The sequence below is a fragment of the Streptomyces tanashiensis genome (assembly GCF_014648895.1).
In the GTDB taxonomy this organism is placed as follows: Bacteria; Actinomycetota; Actinomycetes; order Streptomycetales; family Streptomycetaceae; genus Streptomyces; species Streptomyces tanashiensis.
On sequence record NZ_BMRZ01000001.1, the window covers coordinates 465716 to 481039 of the forward strand.

At 73.0% G+C, this 15324-nt stretch carries 17 protein-coding genes; 7 read left to right on the forward strand and 10 right to left on the reverse strand.

The features are described from left to right. Positions 1-24: 24 nt before the first annotated feature. From IE237_RS02050 to sigE, 5 genes are all read right to left on the reverse strand, one after another. Entirely contained in the window at positions 25-630 is a 606-nt protein-coding gene (locus IE237_RS02050; protein ID WP_189800039.1) for a hypothetical protein, read from the reverse strand. 74 nt (positions 631-704) lie between these two features. Then, positions 705-1145: a sec-independent translocase gene (locus IE237_RS02055; protein ID WP_189800040.1), complete on the reverse strand. Its 441-nt coding sequence runs from the start codon at positions 1143-1145 to the stop codon at positions 705-707. A gap of 91 nt (positions 1146-1236) precedes the next feature. After that, positions 1237-3114, reverse strand: a complete 1878-nt coding sequence (locus tag IE237_RS02060) for a S1C family serine protease (protein ID WP_189800041.1) — start codon at positions 3112-3114, stop codon at positions 1237-1239. A 78-nt stretch (positions 3115-3192) separates the two neighbouring features. Then, complete coding sequence (locus tag IE237_RS02065; protein WP_229842189.1) at positions 3193-4080, reverse strand: anti-sigma factor family protein; 888 nt, start codon at positions 4078-4080, stop codon at positions 3193-3195. After that, complete coding sequence (gene sigE / locus IE237_RS02070; protein WP_078908486.1) at positions 4077-4835, reverse strand: RNA polymerase sigma factor SigE; 759 nt, start codon at positions 4833-4835, stop codon at positions 4077-4079. The genes IE237_RS02065 and sigE overlap by 4 nt, the downstream gene beginning before the upstream one ends. 142 nt (positions 4836-4977) lie before the next feature. Here sigE and IE237_RS02075 point away from each other — a divergent pair, with 142 nt between their 5' ends. Continuing rightward, the gene (locus IE237_RS02075; protein WP_189800043.1) at positions 4978-5643 is read left to right on the forward strand and encodes an O-methyltransferase; all 666 of its coding nucleotides are present in this window, start codon (positions 4978-4980) and stop codon (positions 5641-5643) included. Between the two features lie 95 nt (positions 5644-5738). Here the strand turns inward: IE237_RS02075 and IE237_RS02080 are convergent, their stop codons facing one another. Then, the gene (locus tag IE237_RS02080) at positions 5739-5906 is read right to left on the reverse strand and encodes a DUF3117 domain-containing protein (protein WP_009997451.1); all 168 of its coding nucleotides are present in this window, start codon (positions 5904-5906) and stop codon (positions 5739-5741) included. A 323-nt stretch (positions 5907-6229) separates the two neighbouring features. Between IE237_RS02080 and chcB the strand changes: the two genes are divergently transcribed. The 3 genes from chcB to IE237_RS02095 all read left to right on the forward strand — a co-directional run bounded on the left by chcB (position 6230) and on the right by IE237_RS02095 (position 9621). Beyond that, the gene (gene chcB / locus IE237_RS02085; RefSeq protein WP_189800044.1) at positions 6230-7033 is read left to right on the forward strand and encodes a 2-cyclohexenylcarbonyl CoA isomerase; all 804 of its coding nucleotides are present in this window, start codon (positions 6230-6232) and stop codon (positions 7031-7033) included. 84 nt (positions 7034-7117) lie between these two features. Next, complete coding sequence (locus IE237_RS02090; protein WP_189800045.1) at positions 7118-8356, forward strand: FG-GAP-like repeat-containing protein; 1239 nt, start codon at positions 7118-7120, stop codon at positions 8354-8356. Between the two features lie 11 nt (positions 8357-8367). Beyond that, a complete protein-coding gene (locus IE237_RS02095) occupies positions 8368-9621 on the forward strand; it encodes an FG-GAP-like repeat-containing protein (RefSeq protein ID WP_189800046.1) in 1254 nt (417 codons plus the stop codon). Positions 9622-9645: 24 nt separating this feature from the next. Here the strand turns inward: IE237_RS02095 and IE237_RS02100 are convergent, their stop codons facing one another. Together IE237_RS02100 and IE237_RS02105 are read right to left on the reverse strand one after the other, a co-directional pair. Further along, positions 9646-10230: a DNA-3-methyladenine glycosylase I gene (locus IE237_RS02100; protein ID WP_189800047.1), complete on the reverse strand. Its 585-nt coding sequence runs from the start codon at positions 10228-10230 to the stop codon at positions 9646-9648. Next, positions 10227-10559: a hypothetical protein gene (locus IE237_RS02105; protein ID WP_189800048.1), complete on the reverse strand. Its 333-nt coding sequence runs from the start codon at positions 10557-10559 to the stop codon at positions 10227-10229. Before IE237_RS02105 ends, IE237_RS02100 begins: the two co-directional genes overlap by 4 nt. Positions 10560-10662: 103 nt before the next feature. On the opposite strand from IE237_RS02105, the gene folP reads away from it, so the two are divergent. Beyond that, positions 10663-11523: a dihydropteroate synthase gene (folP, locus tag IE237_RS02110; protein WP_189800049.1), complete on the forward strand. Its 861-nt coding sequence runs from the start codon at positions 10663-10665 to the stop codon at positions 11521-11523. A gap of 60 nt (positions 11524-11583) precedes the next feature. Here the strand turns inward: folP and IE237_RS02115 are convergent, their stop codons facing one another. Next, positions 11584-12333, reverse strand: coding sequence for an LOG family protein (locus IE237_RS02115; RefSeq protein ID WP_187622362.1), 750 nt, complete (start codon positions 12331-12333; stop codon positions 11584-11586). A gap of 84 nt (positions 12334-12417) precedes the next feature. After that, positions 12418-13512 carry a succinyl-diaminopimelate desuccinylase gene (gene dapE, locus IE237_RS02120; RefSeq protein WP_189800050.1) on the reverse strand — a complete coding sequence of 365 codons (1095 nt, stop codon included), beginning with the start codon at positions 13510-13512 and terminating at the stop codon, positions 12418-12420. Positions 13513-13541: 29 nt separating this feature from the next. On the opposite strand from dapE, the gene IE237_RS02125 reads away from it, so the two are divergent. Next, the gene (locus IE237_RS02125) at positions 13542-14489 is read left to right on the forward strand and encodes a hypothetical protein (protein WP_189800051.1); all 948 of its coding nucleotides are present in this window, start codon (positions 13542-13544) and stop codon (positions 14487-14489) included. Positions 14490-14801: 312 nt separating this feature from the next. After that, entirely contained in the window at positions 14802-15278 is a 477-nt protein-coding gene (locus tag IE237_RS02130; RefSeq protein WP_189800052.1) for an ATP-binding protein, read from the forward strand. Positions 15279-15324: the final 46 nt, after the last annotated feature.

Consider the following 15324-nt stretch of genomic DNA (forward strand, 5'->3'; position numbering starts at 1 on the left):
GGGAGGGGGCGCCCTTCGTCGTGTCTAGGCGCCGTACGCGCCGAGGTCCTTCACCCGCGAGAACCCGAGGCCGTACGCGCTCATCCCCCGCCCGTACGCCCCGATGTGGACGTCCCCCGCGGAGCCGGCCAGCACCCATCCGAACTCGGACTCCCGGTAGTGGAAGGGCACCGGCACCCCGTCCACCGGCAGCGACAGGGTCGACCAGGCCGGCCCGTCGAGGTCGTCGGCGAGCTCGAAGGCCGTCTCCGTCTGCTGGTCCAGCCAGTGGTCCCGCAGCCCGTGGTCGAGCGAGGCGGGCCAGGTGTGGGCGAGGAGCCCGGAGCCGGCCAGCCAGGCGGCGGAGGAGACCGTGGTGGCGTCGAGGACGCCGGTGCCGTCCCCGGTGCGGCGCTCGGGGTTCGCGGCGACCGTCACGACGACGGCGAAGCGCTCCTTCTCCGCGCTGCCGGCCTCGGACTTTATCGACGGCTCGTCACCGTGGCCCATCGAACCGTGCTGGACGGTGCCGTCCGCCGCCGTGCCGATCTGCATCAGCCGGCGCGGGCCGGTGAACGCCTCGTCCAGCCCGTACCAGGCGAAGGGTGCGCGCAGAAAGCCATCGGCTTCCACCCGACTCGTCGTCTTCATCTCGGCCGCCTCCTCGTTCCGTCAACAGAGGGAGGATAGCCACCGCTGAGGAGCGGGTCGGTGACAGGCCGTCGTCAGGTGGCGTCGGAGTCGTACGGAGGACGCTCGCCGGTGTCCGGCTTGTCCTGCTTCTTCAGCAGGTCCGGGGAGCCGTTGACCGCGGCGGGAGCGGTCGGGGGCGTGGTCTCCCGGCCGTGGACGGCGTCGGCGACCTCGTTCATCTCCTTCTTGAGGTCGAACGAGCCGCGCAGCTCCTTGAGCTCCTTGAGGTCCTCGTTGCTCTCCAGCTGCTTGCGGAGGAACGTCTTGGGGTTGAGGTCCTCGAACTCGAAGTCCTTGAACTCCGGTCCCAGCTCGCTGCGGATGTCCTGCTTCGCGCTGTCGGAGAACTCGCGGACCTTGCGGATGAACCGCGAGACGTCCTGGATCACCTTCGGGAGCTTGTCCGGCCCGAAGACGAGCACGGCGAGGACCACGAGCGCCACCAACTCGAGTGCGCCTATGTCGCTGAACACCTAGTAGCTCCTTCACGCCGGTCCAGGGCCCGGTCCAAGGTACCCGCCGAAACTGCCGGACGGGTACCTCGTGGTGTCCGCCACATGGCACTCAGGTGCCCTGGGAGGATCCGAGCGTCAACGTCTTTGTCAGCTCTTTGCCGTCGCGGGTCAGGGTGAGCTCCAGCTTGTCGCCGGGGCGGTGGGCGCGGATCTTCACGATGAGCTCCTCGCCGTTGTGCACGCGCTGGCCGTCGACCTTGGTGATGACGTCTCCCGGCCGGAGTCCCGCCTTGGCGGCGGGGCCGCCGGCGGTGACGGAGGCGGAGCCGTCCTTGCCCTTCTCGCCGACGCGGGCGCCGTCGCCGTTGAACTGCATGTCGAGGCTCACGCCGATGACGGGGTGGGTGGCCTTGCCGGTGTTGATGAGCTCCTCGGCGACGCGCTTGCCCTGGTTGATCGGTATGGCGAAGCCGAGGCCGATGGAACCGGGCTGGCTCGCGCTGCCGCCCTCGCCCTCGCCGGAGCCGCCGCCGGCCGCGCGGATCGCGCTGTTGATGCCGATGACCCGGGCCTTGGAGTCGAGCAGCGGGCCGCCGGAGTTGCCGGGGTTGATGGGGGCGTCGGTCTGGAGCGCGTCGACGTAGCTGATGTCGCTGCCGTCGCCCTTCTCCCCGCCCGCGGTGATCGGGCGCTCCTTGGCGCTGATGATCCCGGAGGTGACGGTGTTGGAGAGGTCGAAGGGGGCGCCGATGGCGACGACGGGGTCGCCGACGCGGACGTTGTCCGAGTTGCCGAGCGGGAGCGCCCTGAGGCCGGAGACGCCGGTGACCTGGACGACGGCCAGGTCGTAGCCGGTGTCCTTGCCGATGAGCTTGGCGCGGGCCGTCTCGCCGCTGGAGAAGGTCACCGAGATGTCCTCGGAGGACGCGGCCCCGTCGACGACGTGGTTGTTGGTGAGGATGTGGCCCTTGGTGTCCAGGACGAATCCGGTGCCGGTGCCGGAGGATCCGTTGCCCTTGACGTGCAGGGTGACCACGCCGGGCAGGGCGCTGGCGGCGATGCCCGCGACGCTGTCGGGCGCGCGGTCGGTGTCGCCGGCCTCGGCCTGCGGCAGCTCGACGGTGGTGAGTCCGCCGTTCCGCTCGACGTAGGCGCCGATCCCGCCGCCGATGACGCCGGTGACCAGGGCGAGGACGAGGGCACCCGCGAGCGCGAGACCCTTCCGGGACTTCTTCGCGGGCAGCGGCGGGGCGCCGGCCCCGGGAGCGCCCCAGGGGTCGTACTGCACCCAGGGCGTGGCCCCGCCCTGGGGCTGCGGCTGGGGGTGCGGGTGGGGGTGCGGGTGGGCGTGCGGCTGGGGCTGCGGGTGGGCGTGCGCCTGCGGCTGCGGATGGGGCTGCGGGTGTCCCTGCGGCGGTACGGAGGCGGGCGGGCGCTGCACGGGCGGTGCGGGCGCCCAGGGCCCCGGCTCGCCGTAGGGCGGCGTGCGGTACTCGTCGGGCGCGTGCAGCGGCTGTCCCGCCTGCGGGGCGGGCGCCCCGACCGGCGCGGGAGCCGGCTCCGACGGGGGTACGGGGACGGGCTCGGCCACGGGCTCCGGCGCGGGCGCGGACTTCGTCAGCTCGACGGCCGGCGCGGGCGCGGAGTCCGGAGCCGGAACGTCGAGGGCCGGCGCGGGCTGCGCGGCCGGCGCGGGCTGCTGCGCGGCCGGCGCGGCCACGGCTGCCGCAGGCTCTGCCGCGGCTGCCGGAGGCTCTGCCACGAGAGGCTCCGCCGCCACGGCCTCCGGCGCCCGGGGCTCCGTCGCCGGGGCGGCGGGCAGCGGCGCCGTCTCCGTCAGGTCGGCCGGCTCCTGCCCCGGGGCGGGCTGGGGTGCGGGCAGGGGGAAGTCACCGTCGCCCGCGTCGGCCGGCGGCGGCGTGGGTATCCGCGCCGCCTCCGGTGTGCTCGAAGGCCGGCTCCACCAGTTCGGCTTCCCGTTGTTCATGCTCTCCCCGCAAACCGCTGACCCGTCCGCGCCCCTTGGGTCGGGCGCCCCTGTCCCTGGATTCAACCAGGTCGCGGGTCAGCGGTGGGAGCCGAGCGGCCCGGTCGTCGGGCTCGCCATCGGGCTGGGCCCGGGGGCGAAGGCCAACTGGAGGGCCGGAGCGGTCGGCCGTATGAACGGCGAGAGGGCGAGGAGCGACTGCGGGGGTGCGGCCACCAGGGGGGCGGCGGCGGAGCGCACCGCGCCCTGACCCGTGACCGCGACCGGTCCGTGCGGGACGGCGGCCGGGGTCACCGCGGCGAGCGGCTCGGCCGCGGCGACGGACTGGGTGACCGAGCGCTCGCCGGAACGCGTGCCGCGCCCGGCCCCGGGGCCCGTGCCGCCGCCGGTGGCGGTGGCACGCATCGGGGTGACGGCGCTGCCGGCGCCCTGGCCGCCGCGGGGACTCGCGGTCACCGAGGATTCGAGGGGCAGGGTGCCGCCGAGGGCGATCGCCGCGAACGAGACGGCACCGGCCGCCGCGACGGCGAAGCGCCGCCCCCGTCCGAAGGTCCCGGAGGGGCGGTAGCCGACCTCGTGGATGCGGAAGCCCGCCCCGGGCGGGCCGGGGTGCGGGGTGACGACGGCGGCGGTGGCGAAGCCGTCCGACTTCACTCCGCCCGCGCCGAGGAGCTCTTCGAGGGGGCCGCGCGGCCCGCCGGGTCCGCCCGGCTCACCGGGTCCCCCGGGGAGGCCCTGGAGCCGGGCCAGGAAGCCCTCGGAGGGCGGCGGCGGGGCCGCGGAGGCGAAGACGCTCTTCAGGGTGCGCTGGGCGTCGGCCTCGGCCTTGCAGCGGGCGCAGGTCGCGAGGTGCGCGAGGACGCGCTCGCGGGAGTCGTGGCCGAGTTCGCCGTCGACGAGCGCGGCCAGCCGGTCCCCGAGGTGGTGTTCCGCGGGGGTCGGTGACGTGGGACGTGTGGCGCTCACGCTGTCCCTGCCTCCCATCCGACGGAGGCGAGCGCACGCTCCGCCCGTGCCTCGGGCGAGCGGTGCTTGAGGGCCTTGCGCAGGTGGGAGCGGCCGCGGTGGATGCGGCTGCGGACGGTGCCGAGCTTCACGCCGAGGGTCGCGGCGATCTCCTCGTACGAGAGGCCTTCGATGTCGCAGAGGACGACCGCCGCGCGGAACTCGGGCGCGAGGGTGTCGAGGGCCTGCTGCACGTCGGCGTCGAAGTGCGTGTCGTTGAACGCCTGCTGCGGCGAGGGCTCGCGGCTGGGGAGCCGCTCGGCCGCGTCGTCGGCGAGCGCGTCGAAACGGATGCGCTGCTTGCGGCGGACCATGTCGAGGAAGAGGTTGGTGGTGATGCGGTGGAGCCAGCCCTCGAAGGTGCCCGGGGTGTACGTCGACAGCGAGCGGAAGACGCGGACGAAGACCTCCTGCGTCAGGTCCTCGGCGTCGTGCTGGTTGCCCGTCAGGCGGTAGGCGAGGCGGTAGACCCGGCCACTGTGCGTGCTGACGATCTCCTCCCAGGTGGGAGGGGTCCACGCCTGCGATTCCGCATCCGATGCGAAGGTCGCGGTGGTGGGAGCGGAGTCGGTGGTGCGGAAACGGTCAGCTGTGTCGGTCACGGATTTCGGCTCACCCGCCGACCTGAGAAGACGCCGAAGCACTCCTCCCCGATCCACAGGCGCAGCCGCACCTCCCCTGTCGGCTCTGGTGGTGTCCAGTGGAGCCCCTACCATAGCCACCTCGCCCGTTAGCTCCGGATAAGAATCTTTACGCGAATTTGGAACCGGCTCGCCCGGCTGCCTCCTGTCGCGTCCTACCCCTGGTGAACGCCCGGTCCCATCTGCGGGTTCCCACTGACAGCGGATACAGTCACCGTTGCGTCAACTACGGGGACAGGAGAGGGCCATTACCGCCAACCGGCAGACGAGCTGGTCGTTCGCCGACGCCTTCGTCGCCGAGGACGAAGCTCTGCGCTGGGCCCGTGAGCGGGCCCGGGAGGCAGGGCTGCCCTCGGTGTCGCCGGGCACCGGTGGGGCGCTGCGCCTGCTCGCCGCGACGGCGGACGCCAAGGCGGTGGCGGAGATCGGCACCGGCACGGGCGTGTCGGGCATCTACCTGCTGCTCGGGATGCGGCCGGACGGCGTCCTGACGACGGTGGACCTCCAGCCGGAGCGGCAGCAGCTCGCCAAGACGGCCTTCCGTGCGGCGGGCTTCGCGGGCAACCGGGCCAGGTTCATCCCCGGCCGCGCCCTGGACGTGCTGCCCCGGCTCGCGGACGGCGGGTACGACCTCGTGTTCTGCGACGGCGACCGGCTGGAGTACCTGGACTATCTCGCTGAATCGTTGCGCCTGCTGCGACCGGGGGGTCTCGTCTGCTTCGAGGGGGTCTTCGCGGACGGCCGCACGGTCGATTCGGGGGCCCAGCCGGCGGAGGTCCAGCGGATCCGCGAGCTGCTGCGCGCGGTGCGGGAGAGCCAGGAGCTCATCCCCTCCCTGCTGCCGGTCGGCGACGGCCTGCTCTGCGCGGCGCGACGGGGCTGACCGCCCCCGGCCTCACGGGCACCGGCCCCGGAGACACCTCTGCCCCGGGACGGCGGACCGTACCGGGGCAGGGATGGAAATCGTGGAGAAGAGGGTCAGCCGACGACCTTCTTGAGGGCGTCGCCCAGCGCCTCGGCCTCGTCCGGGGTCAGCTCGACGACAAGCCGACCGCCGCCTTCGAGCGGAACGCGCATGACGATGCCCCGCCCCTCCTTGGTCACCTCGAGCGGGCCGTCACCCGTCCGCGGCTTCATGGCCGCCATGCTTGTTCCCCTTCCTGAAACCAGCTCATCGTCAGCCGGGCAGCTCCTTGATACGGAGCACGCGTCACCGGCTTCGAACACATTGCTTCCAGGTCATTATCCCGCATGGCAGGACCCGATGACCAACATCGATCGGCATCGCTTGCGCAACGCGCTCCCGCAAAACCCCACATTTCGGCGATCGGCCTGCGATACTTCGCCGCTCGACGTCGGACGGACGCCCTCCGATCTCCCTCGAATCTTTGACGCAGCTCACATGGGCGGCGCGGGTGATCTCCGCCATGCTGGGCTGGTCAACCACGCAATGAGGCGAAGGGATCCCGATGGCCGACACGGTGCTCTACGAGGTGAGCGACGGACTCGCCACCATCACGCTCAACCGGCCCGAGGCCATGAACGCGATGAACGTGGCGGCGAAAGTCGCCCTCCGGGACGCCGCGGAGACCGCCGCGGCCGACCCCGCCGTCCGGGCGGTGCTGCTCACGGCGGCCGGCGACCGGGCGTTCTGCGTGGGCCAGGACCTGAAGGAGCACGTCGGGCTGCTCATGGCGGACCAGGAGTCCGGCACGCGCGAGACCATGAACACGGTGCGTGACCACTACAACCCGATCGTGCGCGCGCTCACCGGCATGCGCAAGCCGGTCGTCGCGGCGGTGAACGGCGTCGCCGCCGGGGCCGGCTTCGGCTTCGCGCTCGCGGCGGACTACCGGGTCGTCGCGGACACGGCCTCGTTCAACACCTCCTTCGCGGGGGTCGCGCTCACCGCCGACTCGGGCGTGTCGTGGACGCTGCCCCGGCTGATCGGCGCGAGCCGGGCCTCCGACCTGCTGCTCTTCCCGCGCTCGATCAGCGCTCAGGAGGCGTACGAGCTCGGCATCGTGAACCGCCTGGTCCCGGCCGCCGACCTGGCCGCCGAGGCGCAGAAGGTGGCCCGCGCCCTCGCGGAGGGCCCGACCGTGGCGTACGCGGCCCTGAAGGAGTCCCTCGCCCACGGCGCCGACCACTCGCTGAGCGAGGCCCTCGACAAGGAGGAGGAGCTCCAGGCCCTCGCGGGCGCCTCGGAGGACCACACGATCGCCGTGCGTGCCTTCATCGCCAAGGAGAAGCCGCAGTACCTGGGCCGCTGAGCAGCAACGGAACCCGTTCGTACGAGCGGTGGGCGGGTCTATAGGATCCGCTCACCATTCGTACGCACTTACCTGGGGGGTTCCGTGCGTCCTTCTCCCGCGCGCCTTCTTCGCGGCGCGCTCACGGCGGGTGTGGCCCTGGGCCTGTCCGCCACCGCCCTGTCCTCGCCCGCACAGGCGGTCGACGGCTGGGACCGGTGTCCCGACAACGCCGTCTGCGGCTTCAGTCAGCCCGGCTACCAGGGCGACATGATCGTGATCCGGAAGGCGATGCTGTCGCTCGGTTCCTGGGACAACCGCATCCGGTCGTACGTCGTCAGACTGTCCGGGTACAGCAGCGCGATCTGCCTGCACCCCAAGCCGGGGCTCGACCCCGAGGGGGCGACCCACTCGTACTTCTCGGAGAACCTCGACGAGAGTGCGCACCCCGAGCTGGACCGGGCGGTCAGCTCCGTCGACGTCGGCCCCGACGCGGACGACTTCTGCGGCTCCGAGGGCCGGTACCCGACCATGTACGACCTCGTGAACCGCCGGCCCGCGACGCTGCCCGCGCCGGGCGCCTTCGGCGACCTCAACCGCGACGGGTACGCCGACGTACTCACCCGCAACATGGTCGGCCAGCTGTGGGGCTCCCACGACTACACCAGCGGAAGCAGCCCCCGGCTCGTCGGCGGGGGCTGGAGCACCATGACCAAGCTGGTGCGGCACGGCGACTACGACGGCGACCGCAACGAGGACGTCTTCGCCCGCGACGGCTCCGGCGTCCTCTGGCTCTACCCCGGCAACGGCGCCGGCTCGTTCAAGCCGCGCGTCAGGATCGGCGGCGGCTGGAACACCATGCGTGACCTGGCGGCCGCCGGCGACCTGACCGGGGACGGCAAGGCCGACCTGCTCGCCTCCGACGCCGACGGCGTCCTGTGGACGTATCCGGGCAACGGCCGGGGCTGGTTCGGCGCCCGCAAGAAGGTCGGCTCCGGCTGGAAGGCGATCAACGAGCTCGTCGGCGCCGGAGACATGAACTCCGACAAGAAGGCCGACCTCGTCGCCCGTGACACGGCCGGCAGGCTCTGGCTCTACCCGGGCAACGGCCGCGGCTGGTTCACGGCGCGCAAGCTCATCGGCACCGGCGGCTGGAACTCCCTGGGAGAGCTGGCCGGCCTCGGCGACATCAACGGTGACGGCCGCGCCGACCTCGTCGCGCACACACCCGATCCCGACACCCGGGACCGCAACCGGCTCCGTGTCTACAACGGGACCGGGGACGGGCGCCTCCAGGCGCCCTGGACCCTCGCCTCGATCCGCACCTCGCACTACGTCTTCTGACCCTTTCGCGAATGGACTCCCGAGCCATGTTCCGCACCCTTCGGGGTCGTCGCGCCCTGGCCGCCGCCGTCACCACGGCGGCGTCCCTCGCGACCCTCATGACCGCCGCTCCCCCGGTCGCCGCCGACTCGTCGCGCTGCCCGTCCGGGCGGCTGTGCGTCTTCCAGTACCGCGACTTCAAGGGCGAGATGAAGATCATCACGTCCAGTCAGCCCACCCTCGGCGCCTGGGACAACACGATCTCCAGCGTCGTCAACCATTCCGCCCTGCACGCCGTGCTCAACGTCGACGCGAACTACCGGGGCGGCGACTCTCTGGTCATGGACCCGTACAACGGTTACAACGGCGGCGGGACCAGCCTGGACGGCTCGATCATGGGCCAGCTCGACAACAGGATCAGCTCGATCCGCGTGGCGACCACCGCCTGGGAGGCCAACGGCGGCACCGCGTGGATGGACTGGTGGCCGCAGCAGAAGCGCCCCTCCGGCCTCCCGGCCGCGGCGCAGTTCGGTGACCTGAACAACGACTCCCGCCCCGACCTCCTGGAGCGGGCCGACGACGGCCGGCTGTGGTACCTCCACGGCTACTCCGCGCGCTGGGACGTCGCGCCCAAGGCCGTGCTGGTCGGCGGCGGCTGGAACGCCATGACGCAGATCGTCCGGCACGGCGACTACGACGGCGACCGCAACGAGGACGTCTTCGCCCGCGACCGGGCCGGTGTCCTCTGGTTCTACCCCGGCACCGGCAAGGGCTGGTTCAAGCCGCGCGTCAAGATCGGCAGCGGCTGGAACACCATGAAGGAGATCAAGGCCGTCGGTGACATCACCGGTGACGGCCGCCGCGACCTGGTCGCCCGGGACACCGCCGGTGTCCTGTGGACGTACCCGGGCAACGGCCGGGGCTGGTTCGGCGCCCGCAAGAAGGTCGGCGGCGGCTGGAACGCCATGAACCGTCTCGTCGCTCCCGGCGACATGAACGGCGACGGCAGGTCCGACCTGGTCGCCCGGGACGGCTCCCGCGGCCTGTGGCTCTACCCCGGCAACGGGCGGGGCTCCTTCGGCGCCCGCACCAAGCTGCCGTACGGCTGGCCGTCGGACGCCCCCGTGTTCTCCGTCGGCGACGTGACGGGCGACGGCACGTCGGACCTGATGCGGCCGATCGACTGGAACCAGCTCTACGTCTACCCCGGCAACGGCCGCGGCGGCATCGGCGCCCCGCAGGCCGACATGGGCTGGGACACCGCCGAGCGGGTCCACGTCTTCTGATCCGGCCGGATCAGTGGCCCGGGGTCAGCTTCCGCCCCGGGCCACACAGCCCGCCAGATGGTCGTCGACCAGACCGCAGGCCTGCATCAGGGCATAGGCCGTGGTGGGGCCGATGAAGCGGAGCCCACGCTTCTTGAGGGCCTTGGACAGAGCCGTCGACTCGCCGGTGACCGCCGGGACGTCGGCGAGCGTGCGCGGGGTGGGGCGCGTCGCCGCGTCGGGGGCGTGGGACCAGATCAGGGCGTCGAGCTCACCGGGCGACCACTCGGCCAGCAGCTTCGCGTTGGCCAGGGTCGCGTCGACCTTGGCGCGGTTGCGGATGATGCCCTCGTCGGCGAGGAGCCGCTCGCGGTCCGCGTCGCCGAAGGCGGCGACGGACGCGATCTCGAAGCCGGCGAAGGCGCGCCGGAAGCCCTCGCGACGGCGCAGGATCGTGATCCACGAGAGGCCCGACTGGAAGGCCTCCAGGCAGAGCCGCTCGAACAGCGCGTCGTCGCCGTGGACCGGACGGCCCCACTCCTCGTCGTGGTACGCGACGTAGTCCTCGGTCGACAGGCCCCAGGGGCAGCGCAGCCGCCCGTCGGGTCCCGCGATCGCCTCGCCGGTCACTTCTCGCCGCCCTCTGCGCCCGCGTCCCCGGCGGGGGCCGCGCCGGCGAGCGCCTCCTCGAGCTCCGCGATCCGGGCGTCGCGCTCCGCGAGCTCGGCGCCGAGGCGGACGAGGACGTCATCCACGTCGGCCATCCGGTAGCCGCGGGCGGCGACGGGGAGGCGGAGCGCCTCGACGTCGGCGCGGTCCACCGGGCGGGCGGCCGGGAGCGGGTCGACGAGTTGCTCGGGCGCCACGTCGGGCAGCACCTCGCTGTCGCCGCCGCCGACCACGGCGAGGGTCACCGCGGCCACGACCACGACCATCGTGATGAGCAGAAACCAGAACACCTGCGCGCCTCTCCCCGGAGTGGAAAACGTCCCGTGCCGATCGTGCCATGCGCCACCGACGGTTAGGGTCGCAGGCGAACGGACGCGAGGGAGGACAAAAGGGATGCTGCGCTTGGGACGGCGTGAATTCGGGCCGCACGAGCCGGTGATCATGGCGATCGTGAACCGGACCCCGGATTCCTTCTACGACCAGGGCGCCACCTTCCGGGACGAGCCCGCGCTCGCCCGGGTCGAGCAGGCCGTGGCGGAGGGGGCGGCGATCATCGACATCGGCGGGGTGAAGGCGGGCCCCGGCGAGGAGGTGACGGCCGAGGAGGAGGCGCGCCGCACGGTGGGTTTCGTCGCCGAGGTCCGCAGGCGCCACCCCGACGTGGTGATCAGCGTCGACACCTGGCGGGCGGACGTCGGCGAGGCGGTCTGCGAGGCCGGGGCGGACGTCCTGAACGACGCGTGGGGCGGGGTCGACCCGCGGCTCGCGGAGGTCGCCGCGAAGTACGGCGCGGGGCTCGTCTGCACCCACGCGGGCGGCGCGGAGCCGCGGACCCGGCCGCACCGGGTGGAGTACGAGGACGTGATGGCCGACATCCTGCGGGTCACCGTGGGGCTCGCGGAGCGCGCGGCCTCGCTCGGCGTGCGGCGGGACGGGATCATGATCGACCCCGGCCACGACTTCGGGAAGAACACCCGGCACAGCCTGGAGGCGACGCGGCGGCTCGGCGAGATGGCGGAGACGGGCTGGCCGGTTCTGGTGTCGCTGTCCAACAAGGACTTCGTGGGCGAGACGCTGGACCGGCCGGTCAAGGAGCGGGTGCTGGGCACCCTGGCGACGACGGCCGTCTCCGCGTGGCTCGGGGCGCAGGTGTACCGGGTGCACGAGGTCGCGGAGACCCGGCAGGTCCTGGACATGGTGGCGTCCATCGCCGGGCACCGCCCGCCGGCGGTCGCCCGGCGCGGGCTGGCGTAGCGACGCGGGAACGGAAGGGGGGCGCCGGGATCCGGCGCCCCCGTCGGGGAGAGGACGTCCCTACTTGCCCGTCTCCTTCGTCACCAGGGCCACCGCCTCCTCCACGTCGTCCGTGACGTGGAAGAGGAGGAGGTCGCGCTCCGAGGCCTTGCCGCCCGCGACGACGGAGTCGCGCAGCCAGTCGACGAGGCCCTTCCAGTACTCCGTGCCGAAGAGCACGATCGGGAAGCGGGTGACCTTGCGGGTCTGGACCAGGGTCAGGGCCTCGAAGAGCTCGTCGAGGGTGCCGAGGCCGCCGGGCAGGACGACGAAGCCCTGCGCGTACTTCACGAACATCGTCTTGCGGACGAAGAAGTAGCGGAAGTTCACGCCGATGTCGACGTGCGGGTTGAGTCCCTGCTCGAAGGGGAGCTCGATGCCGAGGCCCACCGAGACGCCCTTGGCCTCCCTGGCCCCCTTGTTGGCCGCCTCCATGGCGCCCGGGCCGCCGCCCGTGATCACCGCGAACCCGGCCTCGACGAGTGCCTTGCCGATCCGTACGCCCGCCTCGTACTCCGGCGAGTCCGGCTTCGTGCGGGCCGAGCCGAAGACGCTGATCGCGCTCGGCAGTTCGGCGAGGGCGCCGAAGCCCTCGACGAACTCGGACTGGATGCGCATGACCCGCCAGGGGTCGGTGTGCACCCACTCCGAGTCGCCCTCGGTGTCGAGCAGCCTCTGGTCCGTGGTGCCCGGCTGGACCTGGTCCCTGCGCCTGAGCACCGGCCCGAGCCGCTGCTCCTCCGGCTTCGTCTCCCCTTCAGGGATACCCATGGCCTGCTCCCTCCGTCGATCCAACGATCTTCTGGTCCGGTCAGCGTAGGACCACAGAGGTGACGAAACGCGAAATTACGGAAGTCAGGCGGTCAGCCAGTCGCGGAGCCGTGCCTCGCAGTGGTGGATCCGCTCGACGGGGACGTGCTCGTCCCGCTTGTGCGCGTAGATCGGGTCGCCGGGGCCGTAGTTGACGGCGGGCACCCCGAGGGCGCTGAAGCGGGCGACGTCGGTCCAGCCGAACTTGGGCTGCGCGCTGCCGCCGACGGCCTTCATGAAGGCCTCGGCCGCGGGGTGGGAGAGGCCGGGCAGGGCGCCGGGGCTCTCGTCGTCGACGACGAACTCGGCGATGTCGCAGCCGTCGAAGAACTCCCGGACGTAGGCGAGGGCCTCGGCCGGGGAGCGGTCCGGGGCGTACCGGTAGTTGACGGTGACGGCGCAGGCGTCGGGGATGACGTTGGTGGCGACGCCGCCCTCGATCCGCACGGCGTTGAGGCCCTCGTGGTACTGGAGGCCGTCGATGACGGGCTTGCGCGGCTCGTAGGCGGCGAGGCGGGCGAGGATCGGGGCGGCGGTGTGGATGGCGTTGGAGCCCATCCAGGAGCGCGCGGAGTGGGCGCGCTCGCCGGCCGTGTGCAGGATGACGCGCAGGGTGCCCTGGCAGCCGCCCTCGACCTGGGCGTCGGAGGGCTCCAGGAGGACGGCGAAGTCGCCCTCCAGCCAGTCGGGGTGCGCGGCGGCGATCTTCCCGAGGCCGTTGAGGTCGGCGGCGACCTCCTCGTTGTCGTAGAAGACGAAGGTGAGGTCGCGGTTGGGCTCGGGGACGGTGGCGGCGATCCGCAGCTGGACGGCGACCCCGGACTTCATGTCGGAGGTGCCGCAGCCCCACAGGATGCCGTCCTCGTCGAGCCGCGAGGGCACGTTGTCGGCGATCGGCACGGTGTCGATGTGGCCGGCGAGGACGACGCGCTCGCCGCGGCCGAGGTTCGTCCTGGCGACGACGTTGTTGCCGTACCGGTCGACGGTGAGGTGCGGCAGGAGGCGCAGGGCCCGCTCGATCGCGTCCGCGAGCGGCTGCTCGGTCCCGCTGACGGAGGGGAAGTCGACGAGGGCGGCGGTGAGCGCGCCCCCGTCCAGGGAGAGGTCGAGGGGGCCGTCGAGCGGGGTGATGTCTGCCATGTGCCGACCCTAACGCGGCCTCCAGTACGGTGGGCCCCGTGTCCGAGCCCATCCGCCCCCGCCGTCGCGGCCGCCTCGCCCGTTCCGCGGCCGCCTTCGCCGCGCTCCTCGGCCTCGCCTCGTACGTGGCCTTCCACCAGATGACGGGGAGCACGGGGGCGCCCCGGTGCAGTGTGGGCCGTGGGGACAACCGCTACGAGTTCACTCCGGAGCAGGCGTCCAACGCGGCGACGATCTCGGCGGTGGGCACCACCCGGGGGCTGCCGGAGCGGGCCGTGACGATCGCGCTCGCGACCGCGCTGCAGGAGTCGGCGCTGCGGAACATCGAGCACGGCGACCGGGACTCGCTGGGTCTCTTCCAGCAGCGGCCCTCCCAGGGCTGGGGGACGCCGGAGCAGATCATGGACCCGGTGTACTCGGCGGGGAAGTTCTACGCGGGTCTGGAGAAGGTCCCGGGGTACTCGCGGATGCCGCTGACGGTGGCGGCGCAGAAGGTGCAGCGGAGCGGTTTCCCGCAGGCGTACGCGAAGCACGAGCCGGACGCCACGCTGCTGTCGGCCGCGCTGACGGGCCGGTCGCCGGCGGCGCTGACCTGTACGGCGAGCGTGGCGAAGGGCCGGCCCGGTGATCCGCGGCAGGTGCGCGAGGAGCTGGTGCGGGCCTTCGGCGAGAAGGCGGCACCGAAGGCGGTGACGGGTGGTCCGAGCGCGGGCCGTTCGGCCTCGGAGCCGCCGGTGCTCGTGGTGCCGGTCCGGGCGGCGACGGGCGCGGGGAGCGCTCCGGGGGCCGGTTCGGACGAGCGGCGGGGCTGGGAGCTGGCCCAGTGGGCGGTGGCGCGGGCGGACGCGCTGCGCATCACGGAGGTCTCGTTCGGGGGCCGGGTGTGGCGCGCGGGCGAGGCCGGCGGGGGCTGGTCGAAGTCCTCGGGCGCGGTCGCCGGGGGCGGGGATTCCGTCCGGATGCGGCTCGCCCAGTAGCCGACGGGGATCGAGCGCCCGTACGGTCCTTCACTCGGCCGTGGCATGGCTCCGGCTCGCGGCGGAAGAAATTCGAGCGGCATGCGGGCCGCCCTCCGTCCACGCCACTCCTCCCCCTCGATCCCCTTGTGTCACAAGGGAAGTGACGGTTCGGCAGGGCTTCGCGCAATGACACGTTCGTCCGTTTTCCTCCCCACCCGACAATACGACGCATTGCCAATTCTTTACCTTCGGCCGCCGCAACCTCCCCCGCCCCAGGGCCGGTTGTCACTGCGTCCAACGCACACCGTCGCACCTCGCCGAAGGAGCACCATGTCCCTCCCCCTGACCCGTCGGATCGCCCGCGCCGCCCTCCTCCTCGCGGCCGGAGCAGCCCCCGTGGTCGGTGCGGCCGGCTCCGCGAGCGCCCTCGACCACAGCCTCGCGCCGACCGGCGCCCTCGGCGGCATCACCGCCCTGGACGCCGCCGGTGCGGGCACCGCCGTCGACAGCGCCGCGCAGACCACCACCGGCGTCGTCGGCGCCACCGGCGGAAAGGCCGTCGGCACCGCCGTCCCGGCCGCCGGCAAGACCGTCGGCGCGGCGGGCAGGACCGCCACCCCGGCCGCCCAGAAGGTGGCCGGCGAGACCGCCGGCAGCGCGGGCGAGGTCGTCGGCAAGACCGCCGGCGCCGCCGCCGAGAGCGCCGAGGGCCCGACCGGCGGCGCCCTGGGCGGCGGCCTCGGCAACCTGCCGACCGGCCAGGCCCTGGGCTCCGCGCCGCTGGGCGGCCTGCCCATCGGCGGCTGACCCCGCGGGAACGCCGGAGGGCCCGGGGAGCACACGCTCCCCGGGC

Excerpts from the sequence above, each read along its gene's own strand:
- IE237_RS02050 (WP_189800039.1), bottom strand. The coding sequence starts at position 630 with ATGAAGACGACGAGTCGGGTGGAAGCCGATGGCTTTCTGCGCGCACCC.
- IE237_RS02060 (WP_189800041.1), bottom strand. The coding sequence starts at position 3,114 with ATGAACAACGGGAAGCCGAACTGGTGGAGCCGGCCTTCGAGCACACCG.
- sigE (WP_078908486.1), bottom strand. The coding sequence starts at position 4,835 with ATGGTAGGGGCTCCACTGGACACCACCAGAGCCGACAGGGGAGGTGCG.
- IE237_RS02080 (WP_009997451.1), bottom strand. The coding sequence starts at position 5,906 with ATGGCGGCCATGAAGCCGCGGACGGGTGACGGCCCGCTCGAGGTGACC.
- chcB (WP_189800044.1), top strand. The coding sequence starts at position 6,230 with ATGGCCGACACGGTGCTCTACGAGGTGAGCGACGGACTCGCCACCATC.
- IE237_RS02095 (WP_189800046.1), top strand. The coding sequence starts at position 8,368 with ATGGACTCCCGAGCCATGTTCCGCACCCTTCGGGGTCGTCGCGCCCTG.
- folP (WP_189800049.1), top strand. The coding sequence starts at position 10,663 with ATGCTGCGCTTGGGACGGCGTGAATTCGGGCCGCACGAGCCGGTGATC.
- IE237_RS02115 (WP_187622362.1), bottom strand. The coding sequence starts at position 12,333 with ATGGGTATCCCTGAAGGGGAGACGAAGCCGGAGGAGCAGCGGCTCGGG.
- dapE (WP_189800050.1), bottom strand. The coding sequence starts at position 13,512 with ATGGCAGACATCACCCCGCTCGACGGCCCCCTCGACCTCTCCCTGGAC.
- IE237_RS02130 (WP_189800052.1), top strand. The coding sequence starts at position 14,802 with ATGTCCCTCCCCCTGACCCGTCGGATCGCCCGCGCCGCCCTCCTCCTC.